General features: G+C 72.8%; 20 protein-coding genes, 1 other RNA gene and 1 pseudogene. 3 read left to right on the top strand and 19 right to left on the bottom strand.

Going from position 1 to position 26,420, the window contains the following annotated elements; all coding sequences use genetic code 11:
• Positions 1 to 18: 18 nt before the first annotated feature.
• From mycP to OG753_RS17570, 9 genes are all read right to left on the bottom strand, one after another.
• Complete coding sequence (mycP, locus tag OG753_RS17530; protein WP_405789105.1) at positions 19 to 1,188, bottom strand: type VII secretion-associated serine protease mycosin; 1,170 nt, start codon at positions 1,186 to 1,188, stop codon at positions 19 to 21.
• Between the two features lie 21 nt (positions 1,189 to 1,209).
• Positions 1,210 to 2,655 (bottom strand): WXG100 family type VII secretion target, encoded by a 1,446-nt coding sequence (locus tag OG753_RS17535; protein WP_405789107.1) that lies wholly within the window; start codon positions 2,653 to 2,655, stop codon positions 1,210 to 1,212.
• On the bottom strand, positions 2,655 to 3,185 hold the full coding sequence (locus OG753_RS17540) for a hypothetical protein (protein WP_405789109.1): 531 nt from the start codon (positions 3,183 to 3,185) through the stop codon (positions 2,655 to 2,657). Before OG753_RS17540 ends, OG753_RS17535 begins: the two co-directional genes overlap by 1 nt.
• 166 nt (positions 3,186 to 3,351) lie before the next feature.
• Entirely contained in the window at positions 3,352 to 5,640 is a 2,289-nt protein-coding gene (locus tag OG753_RS17545; protein WP_327266792.1) for a xanthine dehydrogenase family protein molybdopterin-binding subunit, read from the bottom strand.
• Positions 5,641 to 5,693: 53 nt separating this feature from the next.
• Positions 5,694 to 7,877 (bottom strand): 2Fe-2S iron-sulfur cluster-binding protein, encoded by a 2,184-nt coding sequence (locus OG753_RS17550; protein ID WP_405789111.1) that lies wholly within the window; start codon positions 7,875 to 7,877, stop codon positions 5,694 to 5,696.
• On the bottom strand, positions 7,874 to 8,758 hold the full coding sequence (locus OG753_RS17555; protein WP_327266793.1) for an FAD binding domain-containing protein: 885 nt from the start codon (positions 8,756 to 8,758) through the stop codon (positions 7,874 to 7,876). Before OG753_RS17555 ends, OG753_RS17550 begins: the two co-directional genes overlap by 4 nt.
• 319 nt (positions 8,759 to 9,077) lie before the next feature.
• Positions 9,078 to 10,715, bottom strand: coding sequence for a beta-N-acetylhexosaminidase (locus tag OG753_RS17560; protein ID WP_405789113.1), 1,638 nt, complete (start codon positions 10,713 to 10,715; stop codon positions 9,078 to 9,080).
• Positions 10,716 to 10,887: 172 nt separating this feature from the next.
• Positions 10,888 to 11,172 carry a DUF3039 domain-containing protein gene (locus tag OG753_RS17565; RefSeq protein WP_030010729.1) on the bottom strand — a complete coding sequence of 95 codons (285 nt, stop codon included), beginning with the start codon at positions 11,170 to 11,172 and terminating at the stop codon, positions 10,888 to 10,890.
• A gap of 28 nt (positions 11,173 to 11,200) precedes the next feature.
• Positions 11,201 to 11,761: a YqgE/AlgH family protein gene (locus OG753_RS17570; protein WP_327262717.1), complete on the bottom strand. Its 561-nt coding sequence runs from the start codon at positions 11,759 to 11,761 to the stop codon at positions 11,201 to 11,203.
• Between the two features lie 290 nt (positions 11,762 to 12,051).
• Between OG753_RS17570 and murA the strand changes: the two genes are divergently transcribed.
• Complete coding sequence (gene murA / locus OG753_RS17575) at positions 12,052 to 13,395, top strand: UDP-N-acetylglucosamine 1-carboxyvinyltransferase (protein WP_202201366.1); 1,344 nt, start codon at positions 12,052 to 12,054, stop codon at positions 13,393 to 13,395.
• Between the two features lie 544 nt (positions 13,396 to 13,939).
• Here murA and OG753_RS17580 read toward each other — a convergent pair.
• The 8 genes from OG753_RS17580 to OG753_RS17615 form a co-directional block, all read right to left on the bottom strand.
• Positions 13,940 to 14,221: an HU family DNA-binding protein gene (locus tag OG753_RS17580; protein WP_007264399.1), complete on the bottom strand. Its 282-nt coding sequence runs from the start codon at positions 14,219 to 14,221 to the stop codon at positions 13,940 to 13,942.
• A 340-nt stretch (positions 14,222 to 14,561) separates the two neighbouring features.
• On the bottom strand, positions 14,562 to 15,965 hold the full coding sequence (locus tag OG753_RS17585; protein WP_030769711.1) for an NAD-dependent malic enzyme: 1,404 nt from the start codon (positions 15,963 to 15,965) through the stop codon (positions 14,562 to 14,564).
• 491 nt (positions 15,966 to 16,456) lie between these two features.
• Positions 16,457 to 18,763, bottom strand: a complete 2,307-nt coding sequence (locus OG753_RS17590; RefSeq protein WP_327262718.1) for a UvrD-helicase domain-containing protein — start codon at positions 18,761 to 18,763, stop codon at positions 16,457 to 16,459.
• A 115-nt stretch (positions 18,764 to 18,878) separates the two neighbouring features.
• Positions 18,879 to 19,439, bottom strand: a complete 561-nt coding sequence (locus OG753_RS17595) for a CGNR zinc finger domain-containing protein (RefSeq protein ID WP_327262719.1) — start codon at positions 19,437 to 19,439, stop codon at positions 18,879 to 18,881.
• A gap of 102 nt (positions 19,440 to 19,541) precedes the next feature.
• On the bottom strand, positions 19,542 to 20,105 hold the full coding sequence (locus tag OG753_RS17600; RefSeq protein ID WP_327262720.1) for a GNAT family protein: 564 nt from the start codon (positions 20,103 to 20,105) through the stop codon (positions 19,542 to 19,544).
• Positions 20,106 to 20,114: 9 nt separating this feature from the next.
• Positions 20,115 to 21,290: a uroporphyrinogen-III synthase gene (locus tag OG753_RS17605; RefSeq protein ID WP_327262721.1), complete on the bottom strand. Its 1,176-nt coding sequence runs from the start codon at positions 21,288 to 21,290 to the stop codon at positions 20,115 to 20,117.
• Between the two features lie 95 nt (positions 21,291 to 21,385).
• Complete coding sequence (locus OG753_RS17610) at positions 21,386 to 22,756, bottom strand: nitrate/nitrite transporter (RefSeq protein ID WP_327262722.1); 1,371 nt, start codon at positions 22,754 to 22,756, stop codon at positions 21,386 to 21,388.
• 97 nt (positions 22,757 to 22,853) lie between these two features.
• Complete coding sequence (locus tag OG753_RS17615; RefSeq protein ID WP_405789116.1) at positions 22,854 to 23,819, bottom strand: LysR family transcriptional regulator; 966 nt, start codon at positions 23,817 to 23,819, stop codon at positions 22,854 to 22,856.
• A 94-nt stretch (positions 23,820 to 23,913) separates the two neighbouring features.
• Between OG753_RS17615 and OG753_RS17620 the strand changes: the two genes are divergently transcribed.
• Together OG753_RS17620 and OG753_RS17625 are read left to right on the top strand one after the other, a co-directional pair.
• Positions 23,914 to 25,140: an MFS transporter gene (locus OG753_RS17620; protein ID WP_405792703.1), complete on the top strand. Its 1,227-nt coding sequence runs from the start codon at positions 23,914 to 23,916 to the stop codon at positions 25,138 to 25,140.
• An 8-nt stretch (positions 25,141 to 25,148) separates the two neighbouring features.
• A pseudogene (locus tag OG753_RS17625) lies at positions 25,149 to 25,462 on the top strand (Txe/YoeB family addiction module toxin).
• Here the strand turns inward: OG753_RS17625 and ssrA are convergent.
• Together ssrA and smpB are read right to left on the bottom strand one after the other, a co-directional pair.
• Positions 25,461 to 25,849: a transfer-messenger RNA gene (gene ssrA, locus OG753_RS17630) on the bottom strand. The pseudogene OG753_RS17625 and the gene ssrA overlap by 2 nt on opposite strands.
• An 84-nt stretch (positions 25,850 to 25,933) precedes the next feature.
• Positions 25,934 to 26,419, bottom strand: a complete 486-nt coding sequence (gene smpB / locus OG753_RS17635) for an SsrA-binding protein SmpB (protein ID WP_266595930.1) — start codon at positions 26,417 to 26,419, stop codon at positions 25,934 to 25,936.
• Position 26,420: the final 1 nt, after the last annotated feature.

Below are 26,420 nucleotides of genomic sequence, written 5' to 3' on the forward strand. Positions count from 1 at the left end.
TCCCGGATTGTCAGTAGGTCAACGGTTGCGGCGTACGACGACCACGGTCACGGCCCCACCGATCAGCACGCAGGCTCCCAGACCAAGGGCGATCCAGGGAAGCACACTGCCGCTCTTCTTCTCCTCGGCCTGGGCGGCGGGCTTGGACGCGGCCGCGTCGGGGGCCTTGGCGTCCGCGGACGCGGAGGGCTTGCTGGCCCCGTCCGCCGCTGCGAGATCGGGCAGCGGATAGACGTCGGCCGGCCCGGGGTCGCCGGGGGTCTGCAGCGCGACGCGGGGGCGGACGATGCCGTAGCCGATGTAGTCGTTGCGCTCGACGCCGTCGACGGGCTTACCGGCGGTGTTCAGGAGGACGCGGAGGACCTGGTTGTTGGTCCACTCGGGGTGGGCGGACCAGATGAGGGCGGCGGAGGCGGAGGCGAGGGCGGATGCGTCGCTGGTGCCGTGGGTTTTGCACAGCCCCGTCTTGCCAGAGCAAGCGGTGACAACATCGATACCCGGGGCGGCAAGGTCCACCTGGGGACCATGTTGGGATTCCGCGGTCGCCTTGCCCTTGGCATCTGTCGCGCCTACGCCGACCACCCCTGGGGTCGCACCCGGGTACTCGACTTCGTTGCCGGCGTCCCCAGAATTCCCTACGGCAGCGAAGACCAACTTTCCCTTCGAGAGCGCATACTTCACCGCTTCGGCACGCGCCCGGTCAGTCTCAGGCGTACCAGCGATTCCTAGGGAGATATTGATGACCTTGGCATCCGATTCTGCAGCGAACCGAATAGCCGCGGCCCAAGACGGTGTGGCCAATTCAGCGTTGGCGACACGGATTGGGAGGACCTTGACGCCGGGTGCCAGTCCGAAACCACCGTCGCCGCTCGGGTGTCTACCCGTCGCAGCGATCATGGCCGCAATGCCTGTGCCATGACCACTGTCGTCGTTACGCCCATCTCCACCTTGCGACACGAGATCTGCGCCAGGGACGATCTGCCCCTTCAGTTCAGGGATCTCCTTGACGCCATCGTCGATGATCGCGACGGTCACGCCCGTGCCCGTGCTGACCTTCCAGATGTCGTCGGCCTTCATGGCGTCGAGATGCCATTGCTGGGATCGAACGGTCTCCGCATGGGCCGGGGTCGCGGCGACCCCGGCCAGAAGGAGACCCACCAGGGCCGAGGTCGCCTTGCGCATGCGCATCCCGTGCATTGTCCGTTCTGCTCAGTCGATCACCGGCGGAACAACACGACGGCTGCCCTGCCAGGTCTCTTCGTCCTCGGCCAGGTAATCGGGGCGCTCGCCCCCCTGGTCGTTCCGTCGCCTACCCGGAGTCTGCGTGCCGGCGCCCGCGTGGCCCATGGGACCCATGCCCGCGCCCCCGGCACCATTGCGCACGAGACCCGAACCGCCCTGGGTGAAAGGCTGCCCGCCCACGACCGGGCGACCTGCCGCACCGGTCTGACGCCCTCCGACGACGCCGCCCGGCTCCGAGGCCAGTCGACGTCCGCCGGCGAAGCCGCCCTGGCCGCTGCCGTGGGAGCCACCGCCCCCGTGACCCATGCCGCCGCCACCCATGGGACGGCCCGCCTGGGCGCCTTCGCCGATGACCGTACCCCGCGGGATACCCGAGCCGGGGCCGGTGGAAGTCACCGGGCGGCCGCCCATGATGCCGCTGTCACGCGGGAGCATGCCAGGCACAGTGCCACCCCTGCCGAGGGGACCGGTCGTGCCCGGGACGGGGCCGCCCGGGCCGAAGACACCGGGGAGACCCGGCCCTTTCACCCCGCTGATCGGCGGGACTCCCATGGGCGGCACGAAGGGGCCGGGGGGCGGTCCGCCCGGGCTCGTGGGCAGCGGCCCACCGGGCGTCGTCGTCACCGGAGGCAGCGTCTGGTTCGGTGGCAGCGTGCCGACGGTGTCGAGGTCCACCTCCACGTCACGGTCGGGAGTCACCGGCGCGGGCGCAGTCGTCGTCGGCAGAGTGTTGTCCGGCTGCGACGGACGTCCCTGGACAGAGCCCGGTTCGTTCGCGGACGCACTGCCGCCAGGACCTGTCGCCGGGTACGACGAACCGGCGGAGCCGACTCCTCCGGAGCCTCCACCAGACCGTTCCATGTCCTCGCTCCCATAGCGGGCCGGCGGCAACAGCACCGGCGGCGGCTCCGGGAACGTCGGGATCGTCGCCTTGTCCATCTCCGAGGACGACTGCTGGTACGACTGCGCCAGGTTTGTCATCAGCCGGACCGCCTCGCGGTGGTCCGCGTCCAGCGTCGTCTGGGCCTCCGCGCGGACCGCCGCCGCGTCCGGGTCGTTGTGGTGCTTGAGGGCCGCTGCGAGGTTCTTGGTCGCGGTCGCGTCCACCGCGGTCATCTTCGTGGCCTCGGTCATCGTCTGGACGACCGAGCCCATCCACTCCCCGCCCTTGGCGCTGTACTCGCCCAGACGTAGCGTCGCATTACCCGCGCGGCCCACCCACAGCTGGAAGGCGTCAGCTCCTTCGCCTTCCCAGCCGGTCACGACATGGTCCTTGAGCGCCTCGCCGATCTTCTTGATGTCCTCGGCGGCCTTCTTCAGCTGATCGGCACGTGCCTGGACCGAGGTCGGGTCCAGCGAGGCGATCATGTCCCGCATCTGCTGGTGCGTGAAACCTTCGAAATCCGTTGCCATCAGTAGGTACCTCCCGACGGAGTCGGAGTCGGCGGCGGGTTGGATGCCGCCAGGCGGCGCTGCTCCTCCGGCCACGGGTCGCGTTCCAGCACGTACTCCGCCTTCGCCTCCTTGGCGATCGCCGCCATGCGCTGCTTGGTCTCCTCGTCCACGCCGACGTAACCCTTGCCCGCCGTCTGGACCGCGATGCCCAGGGCCTCGATCTGCCCCGCCAGCCCCTTCGAGAGCTTCTGCAGCTCCGTGATGACCGTGTCGTACGACTTGAACAGCGCGTCGACCTCCGCGAAGCCCTTACCCAGCTTGCTGGCCGGCAGCTTGCCGTCCGCCAGCTTCTTGTGGTCCGCGTCGGAGCCGGTGAGGTCGTCCAGCAGGGTGTCCACCATGCGCTTGTACTCGCTCAGCGAGTCGTACTCGACCCGCATCGCCGCAGAGGCAGCACTGTAGGCCGCCCCAGCGATCGCGCCCATCGGGCCCGCGATCCCCATCGCGAGGGCCGTTGCTACTTGGCTCGCCCCGTTGTCCTCTGCCACGTTGGCCTCCCCGACTCCCCGTCTCCCCGCGGTCGCGGCGCTCGCGCCGCTCCCCGTCCCCGTTCGCATCCGCGTGCGCACCTACGCATCCACCCGGAGCGATCACTCTAGCGATCGGCACCGACAGGCCCAAGCCCGGGTTGCACGTGCAATGTGGGTCACACGGTCACGAGTTGGGCGCACCCACCGCCGCCGACGGCCTGATCGGCAGGCGGTTCACCGGGCGGCCCGTGGCCGCGCGGACCGCCGAGGCGATCGCCGCCGGGGTCGTCACCACCGGGACCGCGCTCGCCGCCTTCGCTCCGAAGGGGGCCACCACGTCGCGTTCCTCGACCAGTTTGACGATCCGGACCGCCGGGGCGTCGAGCGCCGTCGGCAGGGCGTAGCCCGTCAGGTCCGGGTGGCGGACCAGGCCGGCGACCGTGCGGAGGTTCTCCGTCAGGGCCGCGCCCACGCCCTGGGTGACGCCCGCCTCGATACGGGCCTCCAGCTGACGGGGGTTCAGGATGCGGCCCACGTCCTGGGCGACCGCGAGTTCCACGACCCGTACCGAGCCCAGTTCGATGTCCACGTCCACCACCGCGCGGATCGCGCAGAAGGCGAGGCCCACGAACGCGTCGCCCTGGCCGTCCGCGTCCAGGGGTTCCGTCGGGTGGGGGCGGCACTGGGCCGTCGCCCAGAGTTCCTTGCCCGCCATCGCCTCCCCGACCGACATCGAGAAAGCGCCGTCGTACGACGTGATGCGGCCGTCCTGAATCTGCAGCAGCTCCGTGGACATGCCCAGCTTGTGGGCCATCGGCTGGAGGAGCTGGGTGCGGACCATCTTGGCCGCCCGTTCCACCGCGCCGCCGGACACCCACGTGTGGCGGCCGTGCGCCGACGGGCCGGCCGGCGGCTGGTCGGTGTCCACCGGGGCCATGGTGACCTCGTCGACGCCCAGGATCTCCTGGACGATCTGGCGGGCCAGCGTGGCGAAGCCCTGGCCGGTGTCGACGGCCGCGCAGATGACCGTCGCCGCGCCGCCCACCACCTTCACCGTGGCGGTGGAGACCTCGTCGGTCCCCTCCGCGCCGAGCATGTGGACCATGCCGACGCCGTAGCCCACCCCGCGCCGTACCGCGCCGGGCTCGCCCGCGCCCTCGGGGCCGCCCGGCAGCAGCCACTCGTCCTCGGGGGCGTCCTTCGGCAGGGCGGGCAGTTCGAAGTCGCGGACCGCGCGCAGCAGTTCGGCCACCGGGGCAGGGCAGGTCACCGTCTGGCCGGTGGGCAGCAGGTCGCCCGTCGCCAGGACGTTGCGCATGCGCAGCTCGGCCCCGTCGATGCCGAGGGCCGCCGCGAGCTTGTCCATCTGGCCCTCGTACGCGGCGCACACCTGCATGGCACCCTCACCGCGGACGTGGCCCGACGGCGGGTTGTTGGTGCGTACCGCCCAGCCCTCGACGAAGGCGTGCGGGACGACGTACGGGCCGCAGGCGAAGGCCACCGCCGCGGCCAGGGACTCCGAGGAGGCGTCCGCGTACGCGCCCGCGTCCATCAGGATCTGCGCCTCGACCTTGACCAGCCGGCCCTCCGCGTCCGCGTGGTGGCGGTAGCGCAGCAGGGTCGGGTGGCGGTGGGTGTGGCCGAGGAAGGACTCCTCGCGGGTGGCGGCCAGCTTCACCGGGCAGCCGGTGCGCAGGGCGAGCAGCCCGAGCGGGAGCTGGAACGCCGCGTCCTCGCGGTCGGCCGTGGCGCCCGGCACGCCGGTGACGACCACGCGTACGCGGTCCGGTTCCAGCCCGAAGCAGGCGGCGGCCAGGTCGCGGTCGGTGTGCGGGTCGGTGGAGGCGGTGTAGAGCTCGACGCCGCCGTCGGGGCGCGGTACGGCCAGTCCGGCCTCGGCGCCGATGGGGGCGGGGTCCTGGCGGCCGATCCGGTACAGGCCCTCGACGACGACCTCGCCGGTGGCCTCCGGGTCGCCGTAGCGCAGCGGGATGTGCCGGATCAGGTTGCCGTCGGGGTGCAGGGCGGGGGCGCCGAAGGACTGCTCGGGGTCGGTGACCGGGTCGAGGAGTTCGTACTCGACGGCGATCGCGGCCGCGGCGAGGCGTGCCGTGTCCGGGTGGTCGGCGGCCACGGCGGCGATGGCCTCGCCGTGGTGGCGTACGACGTCGTGCGCGAAGACCGGCCGGTCGGCGATCCGGCGGCCGTGCGTGGTGGCACCGGGCACGTCGGCGTGGGTGACGACGGCGCGCACGCCGGGCATCTCGGCGGCGGCCGTGGTGTCGATGGAGAGGATCCGGGCGTGGGCGTGCGGGGAACGCAGCACGGCGGCCCACAGGAGGCCCTCGGCCCACAGGTCGGCGGCGTAGGGGAAGGTGCCCTCGGCCTTGGCGCGGGCGTCCGCGGCCGGGACGGAGACCCCGATTCCGCGCGGCACCTGCGGCTCGGAGGCCTCGGAGGCGGGGGCGGCCATGGCCGTCACCGTGGGGTTCACCGTTGTCGTCGCGGTCGCCGCGTCCTGCCCGCTCACGCCGTGCCTCCGTGGTGGATGCCGCCCTCGCCGGGCGCTGCCTGGTGCGGGATGCGAGGCTCCGGTGCGCCCGCGCTCGGGGCTGCCGCCGGGTCCGCGGCCGCCGCCTCGCGCTCGGCCACGACCTCGCGCACGGCGTCGACGACCCCGGCGTAGCCGGAACAGCGGCAGAGGTTGCCGCACAGGGCCTGACGGGTCTCCAGCTCGCTGGGGGCGTGATTGCCCTCCAGCAGGTCGTGGATGGTCATGGCCATGCCGGGGATGCAGAACCCGCACTGCACCCCGCCCGACCTGCACAACGCCTGCTGTACGTCCGAGAGTTCCCCGTTCGTCGCAAGCCCCTCGACGGTGCGGACCTCGCTGCCGGCGGCCGTCGCGGCCGGTACCAGGCAGGAGGCGACGAGCCGGCCGTCGACCTGCACGGCGCAGGCGCCGCATTCGCCCTGCGAGCAGCCGTCCTTGGCGCCGGCGAGGCCGAGGCGCTCGCGCAGCACGTACAGCAGGGACTCGCCGATCCAGGCGCCGGTGACGGGGCGGTCGGCGCCGTTGACGCGCAGGACGTAGGAGGCCGACGGGTGCTCGTGATGGGCGACGGCCCCGGCGTCCGCTTCTTCCTCGTACGCCTCCACCTCGGCCGGGAGACCTTCGGTGGTGCCCTCGTCCGGGATTCCACCGGCATGGTCGGCGGTGTCCGCGTCCGGCGTGCGGCCGGCCGGCGGCTCCTGCGCGGCCGGCTCGTCCCCGGCCGCGGGGTCGGAGACCGCCGGGCCGTGCTCGCCGCTCGCCGGGGCGGGCTCCGGAGCGCCCGGCTCCCCCTGGTGCGCGGCGTCGTGCGCGGCCTCGCGCCCACCCTCGGGACCGGCTTCGTACCCACCCTCGGGACCGGCTCCGTGCCCGTCCTCGGGACCGGCTTCGTACCCGTCCTCGGGACCGGCTTCGCGCAGTGCCGCGGGACCGGGCTCCGGCGCGTGGCCGAAGGCCGCGAAGCCGTGTCCGTCGGTGCCCGGGGGCTGCGCGGGTCCGGCGGCCGGCGCCTGCGCGCGCACCCCGCCGAAGAGATCCAGGTCACCGGGAGCCACCGGCTTCGCGGCGGCGGGCTCCGGAGCCTGCTCCGCGTACCCCGCGTAGTCACCCTGCCCGGCGTACTCGCCCTGCTCCGCGTGCCCGGCGTACTCGCCCTGGCCGGTGTACTCGCCCTGCCCCGCGTGCCCCGTGTGCTCCGCGTGGTCGGCGCCCCTGGCGCCCTCGGCCGGCTCCGCCGCCGGGCCGTGCGCGGCCTCGATGTCGTGCGGGGCCTGGTGGACCGGCTCGCCCTCGGGCAGGGGGGTACCCACACCGGGGCCGCCCAGCACGCGCGGACCACGGCCCGCGGCGCCCACTCCGGGCCCGCCGAGCAGCCGCCCGGCGGCGTGCGCGGTCGCGGCGGCGGCGGCCGAAGCGGCCGCGGCCTCGTCCGTACCGGGCAGCACACCGGCGCCGTGACCGGCACCGGCACCGTGCCCGGCGACGCCCGCGCCCGTGTCCCTGGCCGGCTGCTGCGTCAGGTACGCCCACGGCGCCGCGGCGCCGCCCGGCAGCGTTGCCGGGGCCTGGCTCCAGTCGGCGTCCAGTCCGCCCGGCCGGTAGTCGTTCGGCTGTTCCGGGTACTCGGTGAACTCGGGCACGGCCCACTGGCCGGTCGCCGAAGACACCGCCCCGGGCTCGTGCGCCGCCTCCGGGAACCGCCACTCGGCGGTCGCGCTCGGGTCGGGCTGCTGCTCCGGCTCCGCCTCGGCGAACGCCGCCGCGACCGACGCCGGGATCGGGACCGACGCCGGGATCGGCCCGCCCACCGGACCGGTCCCCGGGCCCTGGCCCGCACCCGGACCGTGCCCCGCACCCGCCTGGCCGGCCTGGCCCGTGCCGCCCGCCTCCGGCCACTGCACCGGGATGGTCCATGTGCCGGTGGCCGCCGGATCCGTACTGGCCGAGCCGAGCGGCACGATCATCGGCGGCGGCACATAGCCGTGCCCGGGCGCCGCGAGCGGCTCCCCGGTGCCGAGCGCGTCCAGCATGTCCTGCGGCAGTTTCACGAAGGCCGTGGCGTCCGAGTCGTACTCGCCGCCCTGCGGGACCGGTTCCCAGCCCCAGCCCGCCGTGCCGTTCCCCTGGGTCACGTTCTCGTTCTCGTTCTCGCTCATGAGGTCAGCGCCCTCCCCAGGGCCCTGCGCGCCAGCACGGCCACCGTCCGCCGCAGATGCAGTACTCCCGGAGCCACCGGTTCGCCCTGGTCGGGCACGCAGGCGGCCGCGACGTACTCGCCGAAGGCCTCCAGCGCCTCGGGGGCCAGGCTCCGCTCGCCGTCCCAGTCGATCAGCGAGGCCACCCACTGCTCGGCCTCCAGCGGCCGCAGCGGCATCGGGGCGACCGCGCCGATGGCACAGCGCACGCCCCGGCGCGCGGGATCGAGGACGAGCCCCACGGATGCCACGGCACGCCCCGGCCCGGTACGGCCCGTGGCCTTCAGGAACACCTGCGGTGCGTGCAGCAGCGGCACCCGCACGAAGCCGATCAGCTCGCCGGGCCGCAGCATCTCCCGGCCGGCCAGCAGGTACGACACCGGGATCTCCCGCTGCCCGCCCGGGCCGACGATGACGAGTACGGCCTCCAGCGCGGCCAGCACGGGCAGTGCGTCACCCGTGGGCGCGGCGGTGGCGATGTTCCCGCCGAGGGTGCCGGCGTTGCGGATCTGCGGGGGGCCGGCGGCACGGGCCGCGGCCGCCAGGGCGGGGATCAGAGCGGCGAAATCCGGCCGTCCCATCCGGGCGTGGGTGAGGCCCGCGCCGAGCAGTGCGTGGCCGTCCTGGTACTGCCAGCCGCGGATCTCGTTGATCCGGCCGAGGCCCACCAGTGCGGCGGGCCGCAGCAGCCCGGCGTTGACGGCGGCCATCAGGTCGGTGCCGCCCGCGACCGGCACGGCGGCGGGCATGGCGGTGAGCGCCGCCACGGCCTCGTCGAGCGAGGCCGGCAGCGTCACGGACTGCGCCGCCTGCGGGCCCTGCGGCCCCTGAGGTGAATCCAGTGCGTGCGGTGCGTGCGTGGTCAACCCAGCTGCCCCTTCCCGATGTCCCGGTTCCGGCGCTCACGCCTGTTCCGCCGTACGGTACGTGCTCACCGCCGGGACGTGGCAACTCTGGCACATCTTCCGGGCCGCCCGGCGCGAGGGTCCGCCCGCTGCGGCCGCCTCCGCGCGTGGTGCCCCGTACGGGGTGTACGGCCCTGTCGCACCGCCTTCGGCAGCCCTGCTCCCCGATTGCCCGATTTTCCCTGTATCGGGGGAAATTGAGGCAGAGTTCCGGTCCCGTTCCCTTTCGGTTCGGGTGCGCGCCGTCACTCCCGTGTCACACGTTCGGGGGCGCGCCCTCGATCGGGCGTCCCAGCACCCCGGGCCTCCGCTGCCGCGGCAACGGGCCGCCCGGCGGCCGGTAATCGACCCCCTGGGCGTCCAACCGCGCGTAGTGCGCGGCCATCCGGCCCTCGAACCACGCGAAGTCGCGCTCCCCCGGCGCCGGCTGCCACGACCACACCACCTCGGCGAAGGCCGCGAGCCTCGGGAACACCTGGTAGTCGACCCGGTCCCGGTTCTCCATCACCTCGGTCCAGACGTTGGCCTGCGCGCCCAGCACGTGGGCGGCGGCCTCCGCCGACAGCTTCGGCGGCACCGGTTCGAAGCGGTAGACGTCCTCCAGCGAACGCACGTACCCGATGGGCATCGGCTCGTCCGCGCCGCCCGCCTGCCGGTGGTCCAGGTACACCTGCTGCTCCGGGCACATGACCACGTCGTGCCCGGCCTCGGCGGCGGCGATGCCGCCCTCGTAGCCGCGCCACGAGGACACCGCGGCGCCGTCCGCGAGCCCGCCCTCCAGGATCTCGTCCCAGCCGATCAGCCGCCGGCCCCGCTCTGCGAGCCAGCCGTCGAAGTGCCGGATGAACCAGGACTGCAGCCCGTCCTCCCCGTCCACGCCCAGCTCGCGGATCCGCTCCTGGGCGACCGCGGAGGCCTTCCACTGCGCCTTGGGGCATTCGTCCCCACCCACGTGCACGAAGGGCGAGACCTCCGCCGGGAACAGTTCCAGCAGCTCCTCGAAGACCCCCTCGTAGAACCGCAGCACCGCCTCGGTGGGCGCGAGCACGTTCTCGGTGATCCCCCAGTCGTCCCACACGCCGAGCGCCGCGGTGTCGACGACGTCGGTGTTGCCCAGCTCCGGGTACGCGGCGATCGCGGCCTGCGAATGCCCCGGTACGTCGATCTCCGGGACCACCCGGACGTGCCGCTCGGCGGCGTAGGCGACGATCTCGCGGATGTCGTCCTGGGTGTAGTACCCGCCGTGCGGGGTCTCGTTCCACAACGGCGAGGCCCGGTGGCCCCACCGGCTGCGCGGCCGCCACCCGCCGACCTCGGTGAGCCGCGGGTGGCGCTTGATCTCGATCCGCCAGCCCTGGTCGTCGGTGAGGTGCAGGTGCAGGACGTTGAGCTTGTGGGCGGCGAGCAGGTCGATGTAGCGCAGCACGCCGTCCTTGGGCATGAAGTGCCGGGCCACGTCCAGCATCATCCCGCGCCAGCCGAACCGCGGGCCGTCCACGACTGCGGCGTACGGCAGGCTCCACGTGCGGCCCGGCAGCGGCGCCCTGCGGTACGCGTCGGGTCCGAGCAGCTGACGCAGCGTCTGCGCACCCCAGAACAGGCCGGCCGCGCTCGCGCCGGTCAGCTCCGCCCCGTCCGGGCCGATGTCGATGCGGTACGACTCCGGCCCGCGGTCCCACGCGCCGTCCGGGTCGATACGCAGCCGCAGCTCGGCGGTGACGCCGGCCGCGGCGGCGGGCAGCTCCCAGCCGGTGGCGGCCCCCAGCTCGCGTCGCAGCCAGCGCGCGACCGTCCCGGTGCCCGGACCGGCGTCCAGGACCGGCTGCGGCCCGAACGCGAAGCGGCGCCCGTCCTCGTCGAGAAGTGCGACCCGGGGTGCGGGGATCAGGTCCATGCGTGAGCCCTTCACGACTGCGTGCGCCTGTTGCGTCCTGCGCAACGCTCGTTCCGCAGGGCGCTCGTCGCGCCGACCCTAACGCGCCGTGCGGGCACGGCAAAGACCCCCGGACGCGCGATGGCGCGCCGGGGGTCTCGGTCCTGCGGAAGAGAGGGGGCCGGGGGCCGGACTACTTGTCCTTGCCGCCCTTGTCCTTGTCCCCACCGGGGCCCATGGACTCGTAGATCTCCTTGCACATGGGGCAGACCGGGTACTTCTTCGGGTCCCGGCCCGGTACCCAGACCTTGCCGCAGAGCGCGACGACGGGGGTCCCGTCGAGCGCGCTCGCCATGATCTTGTCCTTCTGGACGTAGTGGGCGAAGCGCTCGTGGTCGCCGTCACCGTGCGACACCTGCGGCGTCGGCTCTACGAGGGTCCCCGTGCCAGTCCCGCGCTCGGGCTCAAGAGTGCTCATGGACCCAGGGTACTTAACCCCGCGCCAGTCAGTTGAGCGACGGGTCGTCCGGATAGGTGGCGACCATCGCGAGGTCACTGCGCTGGCGGCGCAGCACCGCCCGCCAGAGCCGCTCCGGGTCCGGGAAGGACACGTCCCCGGGCTCCGACTCCACCACGTACCAGGCGCCCTCGCCGAGCTCGGCCTCCAGCTGACCCGGCCCCCAGCCGGAGTAACCCGCGAAGATCCGCAGGGCCCCCAGGGCCGCCGCGAGCAGCTCCGGCGGCGCCTCCAGGTCGACCAGTCCGATCGCCCCGTACACCCGGCGCCAGCCGAGCGGACCCTCCTCGCCCGGGATCACCGCGATGCCCAGGGCCGAGTCCATCGCCACCGGCCCGCCCTGGAAGACCACACCGGGGGTGCCGGCCAGCGGAGCCCAGGGCAGCAGGACGTCGCCGACGCCCACGGGGGTCGGCCGGTTGAGGACCACGCCGAGGGAGCCCTGCTCGTCGTGATCGAGCAGGAGCACGACCGCGCGGTCGAAATTCGGGTCCGCGAGGGCGGGGGTGGCAACGAGCAGCCGCCCTGTGAGGGAGGACACCTCGGTCATGCCGCCATGATCCCGCACATTCGCCGATTCCGGGGGGCGGGCGGAAAGATCGGATCGACCGCAGCTCAGGGCGCACGGGAGCAGCGAGGAGCGCGCGCGGAAACCGCAGGCGGAACGCAACGCTCCGCCATGTGGTGGATACGGAGGGTGTTGTGCCGAATTCATGACAGTCCTACGGCCACGTCGGCCTTACGAACAAGGGGGTGGTGGCCCTTACCCTTTTCCCTGGCCCCCTGCCCTCCCTCCCCCTGGCTGCCGCCGGGGGGACCCCACTCCGGAACGCGAGATTCATGACCGGCATCAGTGACGATGTACTGCTTGTCCACGGCGGTACCCCGCTCGAGGGCGAGATCCGTGTCCGCGGTGCGAAGAACCTCGTGCCCAAGGCCATGGTCGCCGCTCTGCTCGGCAGCGAACCCAGTCGGCTGCGCAACGTTCCCGACATCCGTGACGTGCGCGTCGTCCGCGGGCTGCTCCAGCTGCACGGGGTGACGGTCCGTCCCGGCGAGGAGCCGGGCGAGCTCGTCCTCGACCCCACCCATGTCGAGAGCGCGAACGTCGCCGACATCGACGCCCACGCGGGTTCCTCCCGCATCCCGATCCTGTTCTGCGGCCCGCTGCTGCACCGCCTCGGCCACGCCTTCATCCCGGGCCTGGGCGGCTGCGACATCGGCGGCCGGCCGATCGACTTCCACTTCGACGTGCTCCGCCAGTTCGGCGCGACCATCGAGAAGCGCGAGGGCGGGCAGTACCTGGAAGCCCCGCAGCGCCTGCGCGGCTGCAAGATCCGCCTCCCCTACCCGTCGGTCGGCTCGACCGAGCAGGTGCTGCTGACGGCCGTCCTGGCCGAGGGCGTCACCGAGCTCAGCAACGCCGCGGTGGAGCCGGAGATCGAGGACCTCATCTGCGTCCTGCAGAAGATGGGCGCGATCATCTCCGTCGACACCGACCGGACCATCCGGATCACCGGCGTCGACCGCCTCGGCGGCTACAACCACAAGGCCCTCCCGGACCGCCTGGAAGCCGCCTCCTGGGCTTCCGCGGCCCTCGCCACCGGCGGCAACATCTACGTGCGCGGCGCCCAGCAGCGCTCGATGATGACGTTCCTGAACACCTTCCGCCGCGTCGGCGGGGCGTTCGAGATCGACGACGACGGCATCCGCTTCTGGCACCCGGGCGGCCCGCTCAAGGCCATCGCACTGGAGACGGACGTCCACCCCGGCTTCCAGACGGACTGGCAGCAGCCGCTCGTCGTGGCCCTGACGCAGGCCTCCGGCCTGTCGATCGTCCACGAGACGGTCTACGAGTCGCGGCTCGGCTTCACCTCGGCGCTCAACCAGATGGGTGCTCACATCCAGCTGTACCGCGAGTGCCTGGGCGGCAGCGCCTGCCGCTTCGGCCAGCGCAACTTCCTGCACTCGGCGGTCGTCTCCGGCCCCACCAAGCTGCAGGGCGCCGACCTGGTCATCCCCGACCTGCGCGGCGGGTTCTCGTACCTGATCGCGGCGCTGGCCGCCGAGGGCACCTCGCGGGTCCACGGCATCGACCTGATCAACCGCGGCTACGAGAACTTCATGGAGAAGCTCGTGGAACTCGGCGCGAAGGTCGAACTGCCGGGCGGCGAGCTCGTCTGAGCCACCGTACGGCCGCATCCCACGGCCGTGGCGCGCACGTCGTGCCGTGCACGCAGAAGCCCCCCGGGCCCCGCACAGGGCCCGGGGGGCTTCCTCGTCCCCGGGGGCCATCTCGTGGCCGCCGGCGGCCCGGTGGGGCATGCCAGGGGCATACCGGAGGCATTACGGGGGCTGCCGCGGGCCATTCAGGGCCCCGGCAGGGCCCTGACGGCCCCTCACAGGGCCTTCCGGGCCTGCCGGGCACGCCCGGGACCCGCGCCGGCCCGCCGGGCCCACCGGTCGCGTCCCGCCCGTGTCCGGCCCCTGCCCGCCCTCGCCCCGTCCGCGCCCGCCCCTCGCCCCGTCCGCACCCGCCCCGCGCCCCGTCCGCGGCCCGGCCTGCGCTCCGCCCGCCCGTTCCCGGCCGCACCGGCCTGCGCCCCGCCCGTACCCGGCCCCGGACAGACCGAAGGGCGGCCACCCCGCCCGGGGGTGACCGCCCATCGTCGTTCTGCGTACTACTGCCGTTCCAGAGGCCTGTGCGGCCTCCGGCGCCGGGGCAGGACTACTTGCCCTTGGCGGCTTCCTTGAGCTTGGAGCCCGCGGAGACCTTCACGCTGTAGCCGGCCGGGATCTGGATGGGGTCGCCGGTCTGCGGGTTGCGCGCGGTGCGAGCGGCACGGTGGGTGCGCTCGAAGGTCAGGAAGCCGGGGATGGTGACCTTCTCGTCGCCCTTGGCGACAATCTCGCCGACGGTCTCGGCGAGCGCGGCCAGAACGGCGTCGGCGTCCTTGCGGGTCACCTCGGCGCGCTCGGACAGAGCGGCCACCAGCTCACTGCGGTTCATGTTGTACTCCCGTGTTCAACTTGCCTTAGAGGCGTGAGATCGAAGCCGATGCTGCCAGGGCCCTAGGACAGTCCCCGGACCCGGGTCTGAACGTCAGACCCTCTCGCCCGGTTACGCATCCTGCCCCCACCAGCGGCGGGAAAGCCAATCCGGCACCCGTCGGGGTCACACGAAAAGCGCCACAGTCACGCCGCGGTGACGCTCCGTCCACGCCCTCGCTCACACGCCGCTGCGGACCGCGGACCTCGCGGGCATCCCCGCAACCCTAGAGGCGGCCCGACGGGCCCGCATCTCGCGACGCGCCGGTATCAGAGCGCCGTGAGGGCCGTCACAGCTGGGCTCAGGCCCCTGCGGCGGCCTTGCGGACGGCACCCGCGACGGCGCCCGCCACCTTGTCGTTGAACACCGACGGGATGATGTAGTTCGCGTTCAGCTCGTCCTCGCCGACCACGTCCGCGAGCGCGCTCGCGGCGGCCAGCATCATCTCCGTGTTCACGGTGCGGGACTGAGCGTCCAGCAGACCGCGGAAGACGCCCGGGAAGACCAGCACGTTGTTGATCTGGTTCGGGAAGTCGGAGCGGCCGGTGGCCACGACGGCGGCCGTCTGGCGCGCGACGGCCGGGTCCACCTCGGGGTCCGGGTTCGCGAGCGCGAACACGATCGCACCCTCGGCCATGGCGGCGACGTCCTCGCCGGACAGCACGTTCGGGGCCGAGACCCCGATGAACACGTCGGCGCCGACCACGGCTTCCTTCAGCGTGCCCGTGTAGCCCTCGGGGTTGGTGTTGTCGGCGATCCAGCGCAGCGGGGAGTCGGCGGCCGCGTCGACGAGGTCCGGGCGGTCCGCGTGCACGACACCGTGGATGTCGGCGCTCACCGCGTTCTTGACACCCGCCGCGAGCAGCAGCTTGAGGATGGCGGTACCGGCCGCGCCGGCGCCCGACATGACGACCTTGACGTCGCCAACTGCCTTGCCCACCACGCGCAGTGCGTTGGTGAGGGCCGCGAGGACGACGATCGCGGTGCCGTGCTGGTCGTCGTGGAAGACGGGGATGTCGAGGGCCTCGCGCAGCCGGGCCTCGATCTCGAAGCAGCGCGGCGCGGAGATGTCCTCCAGGTTGATGCCCGCGAAGCCGGGGGCGATGGCCTTGACGGCGGCCACGATCTCGTCGGGGTCCTGGGTGTCGAGGCAGATCGGCCAGGCATCGATGTCGGCGAAGCGCTTGAACAGGGCCGCCTTGCCCTCCATGACCGGCATGGCGGCCATCGGGCCGATGTTGCCGAGGCCCAGCACGGCGGAGCCGTCCGTCACGACTGCGACGGTGTTGCGCTTGATGGTGAGGCGGCGCGCGTCCTCGGGGTTCTCGGCGATCGCCATGCACACGCGGGCCACACCCGGGGTGTAGATCATCGAGAGGTCGTCACGGTTGCGGATGGGGTGCTTGGACGCCATCTCGATCTTGCCACCGAGGTGCATCAGGAAGGTGCGGTCGGAGACCTTGCCGAGGCTGACGCCCTCGATGCCGCGCAGCTTCTCGACGATCTCGTCCGCGTGCGCGGTGGAGGTCGCGGCGATGGTGACGTCGATCCGGAGCTTCTCGTGGCCGGATGCGGTCACGTCGAGGCCGGTGACCGATCCGCCGGAGGATTCCACGGCGGTGGTGAGCTGGGAGACCGCGGTTCCGCTCGCGGGCACTTCCAGACGGACCGTCATCGAATACGAGACGCTGGGCGCCGTTGCCATGGCCGTGTTCCTCTTCTGTCCCTGGTTCGCTGTAACACACAGAGCCCCGCTGCACAGCAGATGCGGCAGGACCTGTTGTCCGATCGTCCCACCTACCAGCCAGTACAAGGTAACCAGCTACAAAATTCGGAAAGACTCTTCCACCATACGAGATTCCAGGGGGGTTCGGAAGGGTGGGGTCATACAAAACAGGTCCGCGCCCCCCACTGAGTGGAGGGCGCGGACCTGGTGATTCGTACGTCTATGACACCGACCCGCCATGCTCGCCTCGCGGCAAGTGGTCGCTCTGAGCGACGAAGGTTGGGCCCGGGGGCTTGGATCGAGTCGGTGCCGTACCCAGGCTAACAAAGGATCGCCGAAAGTGATCCCCCTGCTCGCACCCGTATCCGAGCACCACGCTCCTGGTCGCCGCCCATCCGGCCGTACGGGGCCCTGAGCGGGCCGGGACCCGGGCGATGAACCGCCACCGCCGGGCCACCGTCCGGGGCCCGCTACGGCAGCAGCAGCTCCGGCACCCCGTCCGCGTCCGGCTTGTCCCGGTCGGCCGAGACCACCGTCAGCTGCTGCGTCGCGCGCGTCAGCGCCACGTACAGCACCCGCAGGCCCGCCGGGGACTCGTCCGCGATCTCCGCCGGGGAGACGACCACCGTGGCGTCGTACTCCAGGCCCTTGGCCTCCAGGCTGCCGAGCGCCACCGCCCGCCCGCCGAGGTCCGCGAGCCAGCCCGCGGCCTCCGCGCGCCGGTCCATCGCCACGACCACGCCGACCGTGCCGTCCACCTGCTCCAGCAGCCGGCGGGTCTCCTCCCGGACCGCGGCGGCGAGGTCTCCCCCGGCAGCCGTGAAGCGGGGCTCCAGGCCCGTGGAGCGCACCGCGGTCGGCGGCTCCATGCCGGGCATCGCCAGGCGCAGCACCCGGGAGGCGACCTCGGCGACCTCGGCCGGGTTGCGGTAGTTCACCGTCAGGGTGAACCGCCGGCGCGGGCGCGAGCCCAGGGCCTCGTCGCGGGCCGCGGCGGCCTCCTCCGGGTCCGTCCAGGAGGACTGCGCCGGGTCGCCCACCACCGTCCAGGTGCCGTGCCGGCCCCGGCGGCCCACCATCCGCCACTGCATCGGCGTCAGGTCCTGGGCCTCGTCCACGATCACGTGCGCGTACTCGGTGCGCTCCGCCGCGAGCCGCTCGGCCCGCTCCCACTGCGTCTCCTCGCGGGTCGGCATCAGCTCCTCCAGCCCGCTGAGCTGGTCGAGCGGATCCATCTCCCGCCGTCTCTTGGGCCGCGCCGGGGCGCCGAGCAGCTGCTGGAGCTCGTCCAGCAGCGCCACGTCGTGCACCGACAGGGGGCCCTTGCCGTCCGGGCCCACCCGGCGCAGCGAACGGGCCAGCTGGCGGGACTCGCGCGGGTTGAGGTCCCGGCGCGACCAGCGGCCGAGGTGGCGCTCGTCGGCGAGCGCGGCGAGCACCGCGCGCGGGGTCAGCTCGGGCCACCAGGCATTGAGGAAGCCGATGAAGGCGTCCTCGGTGGAGATGTCCTCGTCGAAGGCGGAGCGCAGCTCGGCGGCCAGCTCCGGGTCGCTGTGCCGGCCGGCGCCGCCGGACTTCGCGTAGAGGGCGTCGAGGAGCAGCTTGCGGGCGCGCGGGCGCAGCAGGTTGACCGGGGCGGTGCCGCTGAGGACGTTCTGCCGGATCCGGTTCAGCTCGTCGGCCTCCAGCTCCTGGCGGCGGCCGAAGGCCACCACGCGCAGCCGGTCGGGGGCGCCGCCGAGCTCCAGTGCGCCGCGTACGGCCTTGCGGAGCACCTTGAGCATCCGGGAGGAGCCCTTGACGCGGGCCACGGCCGGGGAGTCGTAGGTGGTGGCCTCCGCGCCGTCGACGAGGGAACCCAGCGCCCGGATGGCCACCTGGCCCTCCTCGCCGAGCGAGGGCAGCACGCCCTCGGTGTAGGCGACGAGCAGCGGGGTCGGGGAGACGATCAGGATGCCGCCGGAGTACCGGCGCCGGTCCTGGTAGAGCAGGTAGGCGGCGCGGTGCAGGGCGACGGCCGTCTTGCCGGTGCCGGGACCGCCCGCGACCTCGGCGACGGAGGCGGCGGGGGCCCGGATGACCAGGTCCTGCTCGGCCTGGATGGAGGAGACGATGTCGCGCATGGAGTGCGTACGGGCCCGTCCGAGGGCGGCCATCAGGGCGCCGTCGCCGATGGCGGGCAGCTCCCGGCCGTCCAGGAACGCGGTGACCTCGGGGCGCATCAGGTCGTCCTCGACGCCCAGCACCTTGCGGCCCTTCGAGCGGATGACGCGGCGGCGCACGACCCGGCCCGGGTCCTTGGGCGTCGAGCGGTAGAACGGTGCGGCGGCCGGCGCGCGCCAGTCGATGACCAGCGGCGCGTAGTCGGAGTCCAGGACTCCGATGCGGCCGATGTGCAGCGTCTCGGCGACGTCGGCCGTGAGGTCCTCGCGGATCGCGTCGTCGGCGGGCTCCACGGAGGTGTAGGCGCCGTCGGCGCCGCGCTCCCCGTCCTTGCCGAGCACCAGGTCGATGCGGCCGAAGAGGAAGTCCTCGAACTCGTTGTTCAGCCGGTTCAGGTGGATGCCCGCCCGGAAGACCTGCGCGTCGCGCTCGGCGAGCGCGCCGGGCGTACCCACTTGGCCGCGCTTGGCGGCGTCGTTCATGAGGAACTCGGCCTCGTGGATCTTCTCCTCAAGGCGTCGGTACACCCGGTCGAGATGCGTCTGCTCGACCGCGGTCTCCCGATCGCGGACGGAATCCGCCGTGCTGTCGACAGCGGCATTCTGCGCGGCCACCAAGGCCCCCTTCTGACGTGCATGGGCGACCGTCAACCGTACGCGAATCGGCCCCTTGTCCGCACGCCCGTTCCGGAACCGGTCTCGCTGGGTGGTACGCCCCGGGCCGGGACCCCTACCGGGGCCCGGCCGCCAGCGCCCGGCGGCGGTGCCTGGCCACGCGCTCCCGGTTGCCGCAGCGCTCGCTGGAACACCAGCGGCGCCGGTGGCCGCGGGAGGTGTCCAGGTAGACGCGGGTGCAGCCGTCGCCGGCGCAGGCCCGCAGCAGCGCGCGGTCGCCGGGGTCGGTCAGCAGCTCGACGGCGTCCCGGGCGACGGCCGCGAGCAGCGCGCCGCACTCCACGCCGCCGCACAGCTCCCGTACGAGGTGCCCTTCCTGGTCCCGTACGGCGCACAGACCGGGGGGTGGTCCGGCGGCCAGGGCGTTGACCCGGGCGAGGGCGTTCTCGTCCGTGTCGGTGCCGAGCAGCTCCGCCCGTACGAGCGTTTCCACGTCGGCGCGCAGGGAGCGGAAGGCCTCGGCCCAGTCGGGACCCACCCGGACGAGCGGCGTCCGGTCGGGTACCAGGCCGGCCCCGGCGAGCCACACCCGCAGCTCGTCACCGTCCGGGATCCCCTCGTGGGGGGTGAAGGTGGCCACCAGGTCCAGGCAGACCCGCCCGGAATCGAACCGCATGCCGTCAGCCTCCCGTCGTGGGGTGCCGTACCAGATTGCCGCTCGGCGGGTCGCAGCGGAAGCCCCCGAACCGGTACCTCCGGTGGCTGCAGCCGCGCACCTTCAGCCTCGTCGGCCGGAACCCGGCGGGGGGTCGTCGTGGAGGAGGCGCTGGAAGAGGCGGTGGTCGCGCCAGGCGCCGTTGATGTGGAGGTAGCGCGGCGCGAGGCCGAACTCCACGAAGCCCGCCTTCGCCAGTACCCGCTGCGAGGCCAGGTTGTCGACCAGGGTGCCCGCCTCCACCCGGTGCAGGCCCAGCTCGTCGCGGGCGACCCGGCAGACCTCCGCCACGCCGGCGGTGGCCAGGCCCTTGCCGTGCCAGGCGCGGTCGACCCAGTAGCCCACACCGCCGCTGCACAGCGGACCGTGCACGATGGAGCCGAGGTTGATCGCGCCGACGGGCGTACCGGTGGCCGTCTCGACGAACAGGTAGGGGACGATCCGGCCCGCGTCCCGCTCGGCGAGCACGCCCTCGATCCGTTCCCGCTGGCCGTCCTCCGTGTAGAAGGAGTCCGGGCGGTCCGGTTCGAAGGGCGTCATGAACGCCCGGTTCCGGGCGAACGTCTCGGCCAGCCCGGCGGCGTCGCCGAGCGCTACGCCCCTCATCTCCACCCCGTCAACGATCATCCGGGCACGCTAGCCGACGACTCCCCTGGCCGTCACCGCGTCGGCGGGCAGCTCCCCGTACTTGGCCTCGCCGCCCGCGTCCAGCGACAGCCGGTACCCCCGCTTGACCACCGTCTGGATCAGGTTCGGGACGCCGAGCGCCACCCGGAGGCGGGCCATCGCCGTCTCCACCGCGTGCTCGTCCCGCCCCGCGCCCGGCAGCGCCCGCAGGAGTTCCGCACGGGCCACCACCCAGCCGGGCCGCCGGGCCAGGGCCCGCAGCAGGGCCATCCCGGCGGGCGGTACGGGCCGCAGCTGCGCGTCCACCAGCACCGCGTGGCCCCGGATCTCCACCCGGTGCCCGGCCACCGGCAGTACGCGGGCCCGGCCGGGCAGCTCCTTGCAGAGCAACTGCACCAGCGGGCCCAGCCGGAACCGCTCCGGCTGCACCGTGTCCACCCCCAGCGCCTGCAGCGGCAGCGCGGTCACCGGACCGACGCACGCGGAGAGCAGACTGCCGCGCAGCGCGTCCAGCACGGCCTCCTGCAGCCCCCGCTCCTCGGCCCGGGACAGCAGCGAGGCCGCCGCCGGCGCCGAAGTGAAGCTGACGGCGTCCACCGAGCCGCCGATCATCGCGTCGAGCAGCCGGTCCAGCGGTGCGAGGTCCTCCGGCGCCATCCACCGGTACACAGGGACCACCACCACCTCGGCCCCGCCCGCCCGCAGCGCCTCGACGAAGCCCGGCAGCGGCTCGCCGTGCAGCTGGAGCGCGATCCGCCGGCCGTCGACTCCCGCCGACAGCAGCCGCTCGAGCACCTCGGCGAGCGACTCCGAGTCCGGGGACCAGGTCTCCACGAGCCCGGCGGCCCGGATGGCGCCCTTCACCTTCGGTCCGCGCGCCAGCAGTTCGGCGGCCCGCAGCCGCTCCAGCAGTTCCTCCCCGACGCCCCACCCGTCGGCGGCCTCGATCCAGCCCCGGAAGCCGATGGCGGTGGTGGCCACGACCACGTCCGGTGCGCAGCCGATCAGTTCCTTCGTGGCGGCCAGCAGCTCGCTGTCGTCGGCGAGCGGCACGATCCGCAGCGCCGGCGCGTGCAGCACCGCAGCCCCGCGCCGCCGCAGCAGCGCGATGAGCTCGTCCGCGCGCCGGGCGGCCGTGACCCCTACGGTGAAGCCCGCGAGCGGGCCGGTGTTCGTGTCGTCCATCGTGACCTGCCTAGTGACGCATGTGGGGGCGGTACGGGTGGACCGAGCTTCCCAACACCCCGTGTCGGACTCGGTTCACCCGTATTTCGCCCCGGTTACACCGACGTGAGCTGCGGTTTCGTCTCGGCCCCGGCGGTGTGGATCACCGGGGCGGCCGGGCGGCGAAGGTATACCGCCCAGGTGACCGCGCAGCACAGGGCGTAGAAGCCCAGGAAGGTGACGAAGGCGGCCGTTCCGGAGCCGGAGGTGCGGAACGCCTCCCGGAAGACCAGGTTGATGCCCAGACCTCCGAGTGCGCCGACCGCGCCGATGAGTCCCATGGAGGCGCCGGAGAGCCGCCGCCCGTACGCGGCCGCGCTCTCGCCGCTCATGCCGCGGGCCAGCGCCTTCGCCTGGAAGATGCCGGGGATCATCTTGTACGTCGATCCGTTGCCGAGGCCGCTCAGGACGAACAGGGCCACGAACCCGACGAGGAAGACCGGCAGCGAGGACCGCTGCGAGGCGAACACCACCACGGTGGTCGCCGCCGCCATCGCCACGAACGTCCCCAGCGTGATCCGTGCCCCGCCGAACCGGTCCGCGAGCGCCCCGCCCACCGGCCTGATCAGCGATCCGAGCAGCGGTCCCATGAAGGTCAGCGAGGCGGCCTGGAGCGGGGTGCGGCCGAACTGGGTCTGCAGCACCAGGCCGAAGGCGAAGCTGTAGCCGATGAAGGACCCGAACGTGCCGATGTAGAGGAACGCCATGATCCAGGTGTGCGCGTCCTTCAGCGCCTCGCGGACCGCGCCGGTGTCGTTGCGCACGGGCGCCAGGTTGTCCATGCGTACGGCCGCCAGCACGGCCGCGAGCACGATCAGCGGGATGTAGGCGGCCAGCAGGTACCGCGGGTGCGAGGCTCCGGCGGTCGCGATGACCAGCAGCCCGGCGAGCTGGACCACGGGCACGCCGATGTTGCCGCCGCCGGCGTTCAGGCCGAGCGCCCAGCCCTTCTTGCGCAGCGGGAAGAAGGCGTTGATGTTGGTCATGGAGGAGGCGAAGTTGCCCCCGCCGACACCGGTGAGGGCCGCGACGAGCAGGAAGGTCCCGTACGAGGTCCCGGGCTCCATCACGACGATCGCGGCGACCGTGGGCGCCAGCAGCAGCAGGGCGCTGACGACGGTCCAGTTCCGGCCGCCGAAGCGGGCCACGGCGAAGGTGTACGGCACCCGGACGACCGCGCCGACCAGGGTGGCGGTCGCGATCAGGAAGAACTTCCCGGCGGGGTCGATCCCGTAGGCCGGCCCCATGAAGAGGACCATCACCGACCAGAGCGACCAGATGGAGAAGCCGATGTGCTCGGAGAACACGGAGTAGACCAGGTTGCGCCGGGCGATGCGCTCCCCCGTCCGGCTCCAGAAGGTCTCGTCCTCGGGATCCCACTGCTCGATCCAGCGGCCCCCCTTGCGCGGTGCGGTCGTACCGGTCATCACACGCCTCCACAAACTGTCGCGTCCGTGGAACGACCGTAGGAACGGCGCGTTTCCGCCCCGGTCCCCGCCGGATGACCGCCGGGAAACCTTGCTCTCACCCGCCGCCGTGGGCACCTGTGAGCGTGGCCGGGCGCCAGCTCGCCGGGGGCACGTCCAGCCAGCCGCGTGCGGCACCGAGGTCGGCCACGGCCCGGTGCAGCGCTTCGAGTCCGGGGTGGCCGAAACCCTTGCGCCACACCATGGACAGCGGGGACAGCGGTACGGGGTCGACCAGCGGCCGTTTCACGGACCCGGGCATGTCGACGAAGTCGACGGTCACCAGCACCGGATTGCCGGTCTTGGCCATGACCCGGCGGAACTCGTCCTTGCCGATGGCCACCGGTGCGGGCGGCGCCATGAGGATGCCCCGCCCGGCGAACAGCTCGCGCGCGAGTCCGGTCCACTCCGGCGTCCGCGGGTTCCCGGCGCCCGCGTACACCGTCTCCCCGGCCAGCGCGTCCAGCGGTACGGTCGCCCGCCCGGCCAGCGGGTGCCCGTCGGGCAGCAGCACGGCGAGCGGCTCGTAACGCACGAGGCTGTGCGCGATGCGGGACCGCCACACCGGGTCCAGCCCGGCGGCGTAGCCGAAGGAGACGTCGAGGCGGCCGGCGGCGACCTCGGCTGCGGCGTAGGTCAGCCCGCTCTCCCAGCGGGCCATCAGCTCGCAGTCCGGGGCCAGCTCCCGGGCCTGCTCCAGCACGGTGCGCGCGGTGCTCGGCCCGTCGGTGTTCAGGTCGACGAGAAGCGGCCGGGGAGCGGCGAAGGCGGTGGCGACCGCCTCGTGCGCGGCCAGTACCCGCCGGGCGAGCGGCAGCAGCCGCTCCCCGTCGGGGGTCGGCTCGACGGCCCGGGTCGTCCGGACGAACAGCGTGGTGCCGAGGGCCTCTTCGAGCCGCCGTACGTCCCGGCTCAGCGCCTGCTGGGCGACGTACAGGCGGGCGGCGGCGCGGGTGAAGTGCAACTCCTCGGCCACGGCGACGAACCCGCGCAGCAGCCGGGGATCCACATCACGGGGCATCATCCCCGGAGACTAACAACCGATCGGCGTGAATGGCCTCCGGACAGGTGTTGGACGCTGCGCCCGGTCACGGCCGAGGGTGGTGGTCATGCCCCTCATGGCCGTCACCGGCAACACCCTCGTCCTCGCCGCCCCGCCCGCACCCCTCCCCGACCGGACTCCTCCGCGCCCGCGGGGCCCCTACCGGCGCCTGTTCGCCCTGCCGGGCACCCGCGGCTTCACCGCCGGGAACCTGCTCGCCCGGCTCCCCATGGGCATGTTCGGGGTCAGCGCGGTCATGATGATCGCCGGGCAGCGCGGCTCGTACGCCCTCGCCGGCGCGGTCACGGCCACCGGCCTGGCCGCCACCGCGCTGGTCGCGCCGTGGACCGCCCGGCTGATCGACCGTCACGGGCAGGCCCGGATCGCCGTCCCGGCCACCCTGATCGCGGTCCTCGGCTCGCTGTCCCTGATCGCGTGCGTCCGTACCGGGGCACCCGCCTGGACCCTCTTCGCCTCGTACGCCGCGACGGCCACCACCCCCAACATCGGCGGCATGTCCCGGGCCCGCTGGACGCACCTGCTGAAGGGCTCCCCGGACGCGCACCACACCGCGATGTCCTTCGAGCAGGCCGCGGACGAGCTCTGCTACATGCTCGGCCCGGTCCTTGCGGCCCTCCTGTGCTCGCTCCTCTTCCCCGAGGCCGGCACGCTCACCGCGGCCGCCCTCCTGCTGACCGGCATGCTGGTCTTCACCTCCTGCCGCTCCACCCAGCCCCCGGTGTCGGCGGCCCCCCGCCACGGCTCCCCACTGCGGGTCCTCGCCCCGCTGCTGCCCCTCTTCCTCGCCACGGGCGTGGTCTTCGGCTCGATGGAGATCGCCTCGATCGCCCACCTCGACGCCCTGGGCCTGGGCGCCGCCTCCGGCCCGGTCCTGGCCCTCCAGGCGGCGGGCTCCTGCGCGGCCGGCCTGCTCTACGGCACGCTGCGCCCGCGCGGCCTGCGCACCTGCCTGACCGCCATGGCCGGCGCGATGATCCTGCCGTGGCTCGCGGCGGCCACGGGCTCCCTGCTCCCGCTGGCCTGCGCCCTGCTCCTGGCGGGCATGGCCACGGCTCCGACGATGGTCACGGCGATGTCCCGGGTCCACGCCCTCATCCCGGCGGGCCGCCTCAACGAGGGCATGACCCTGACGGTCACCGCCATCCTCGCGGGCATATCCCTGGGTGCGGCGACGGCCGGCACCCTGGTCGACCACCTGGGCCCCACGACGGCCTACGCCCTCCCGGCTGCAGCGGCCCTCCTGGCCCTCGCGATCGGCCTCCGCCCCCGCAGTCCCCACTGACCTCTGCCGTGAGGAGCGTTCACTTCGACCCCGCCGCCTGGGAGGACTTACTGTTCCGGCTCTCCTCCGACCGGAAGATGGCCCGCCGGATCACCCGCCTGATCGGCGAGATCCAGCGGGACCCGTTCGCCGGCATCGGCAAGCCCGAGCCGTGAAGGGTGAGCTGTCGGGCTCCTGGTCCCGCCGCATCGACGACGAGCACCGCCTCGTGTACCGGGCCGACGAGAAGGAAGTGAAGGTCCTCGAGGCCCGCTACCACTACCGACGCATGACAAAGGCCCCGCAGCCGAGAGGCTGCGGGGCCTTTGCCCACATGGGATGAGTGGAGATGGCGGGAATCGAACCCGCGTCCAACGGTGCAGAAGCAGGGCTTCTCCGAGCGCAGTCCGCTGCGCTTTTCTCAGCCCCGGAGATCACACGGACAAGTCTCCGACGGGCTCAGTCACTGTTTGATTTCCCTCCAACCCCCGTGACCGGGGCTAGAGGTTTAGATCCCTAATTGACGCCAGGATCCGGACCGGGACCACTTCCGGGCTGACGCTCCTCACAGAGGCTTCAGCTCACTGTTATTAGGCAGCGAGGGTGAAGCGGGAGTTATCGCTCTTGGAGTTGGCGATTATTGTTTGCGACATATGGTTAGCGAGATCATTGCCGCTTCCTCGGCTCGCTTCCCCTGCATCGACATCCGCTGTCGAAACCGATCATCCCCATGTTGTTTTTTCAAGCTGCGCCGACCCCTGGGGGACGGTGCTGACGCCATGGTACGCGAAGTGGACCACCGCGTGCCAGATGATTAAACCGTGCCGCGCTGCTTGCGACGGATGGCCGAGATCGTCCGGTTCGTCTCGCGGGTGTCCTGCTTCTCCCGCATGGTCTGGCGCTTGTCGTACTCCTTCTTGCCCTTCGCCAGCGCGATCTCGACCTTCGCGCGGCCGTCCTTGAAGTAGAGCGAGAGGGGCACGATCGTGTGACCCGACTCGTCCGCCTTGCGCTCCAGCTTGTCGATCTCCTCGCGGTGCATGAGGAGCTTGCGCTTGCGCCGGGCGCTGTGGTTGGTCCAGGTGCCCTGGCTGTACTCCGGCACGTGCACGTTGTAGAGCCAGGCCTCCCCGCTCTCCACCGACACGAAGCCGTCCACCAGCGAGGCCCGGCCCTGGCGCATGGACTTGACCTCGGTGCCCGTGAGCACGAGACCGCACTCGTAGGTGTCGAGGATCGCGTAGTCGTGCCGCGCCTTCTTGTTCTGGGCGATCAGCTTGCGCCCTTTTTCCTTAGCCATA

The sequence above is a fragment of the Streptomyces sp. NBC_00029 genome (genome assembly GCF_045160505.1).
GTDB lineage: Bacteria > Actinomycetota > Actinomycetes > Streptomycetales > Streptomycetaceae > Streptomyces.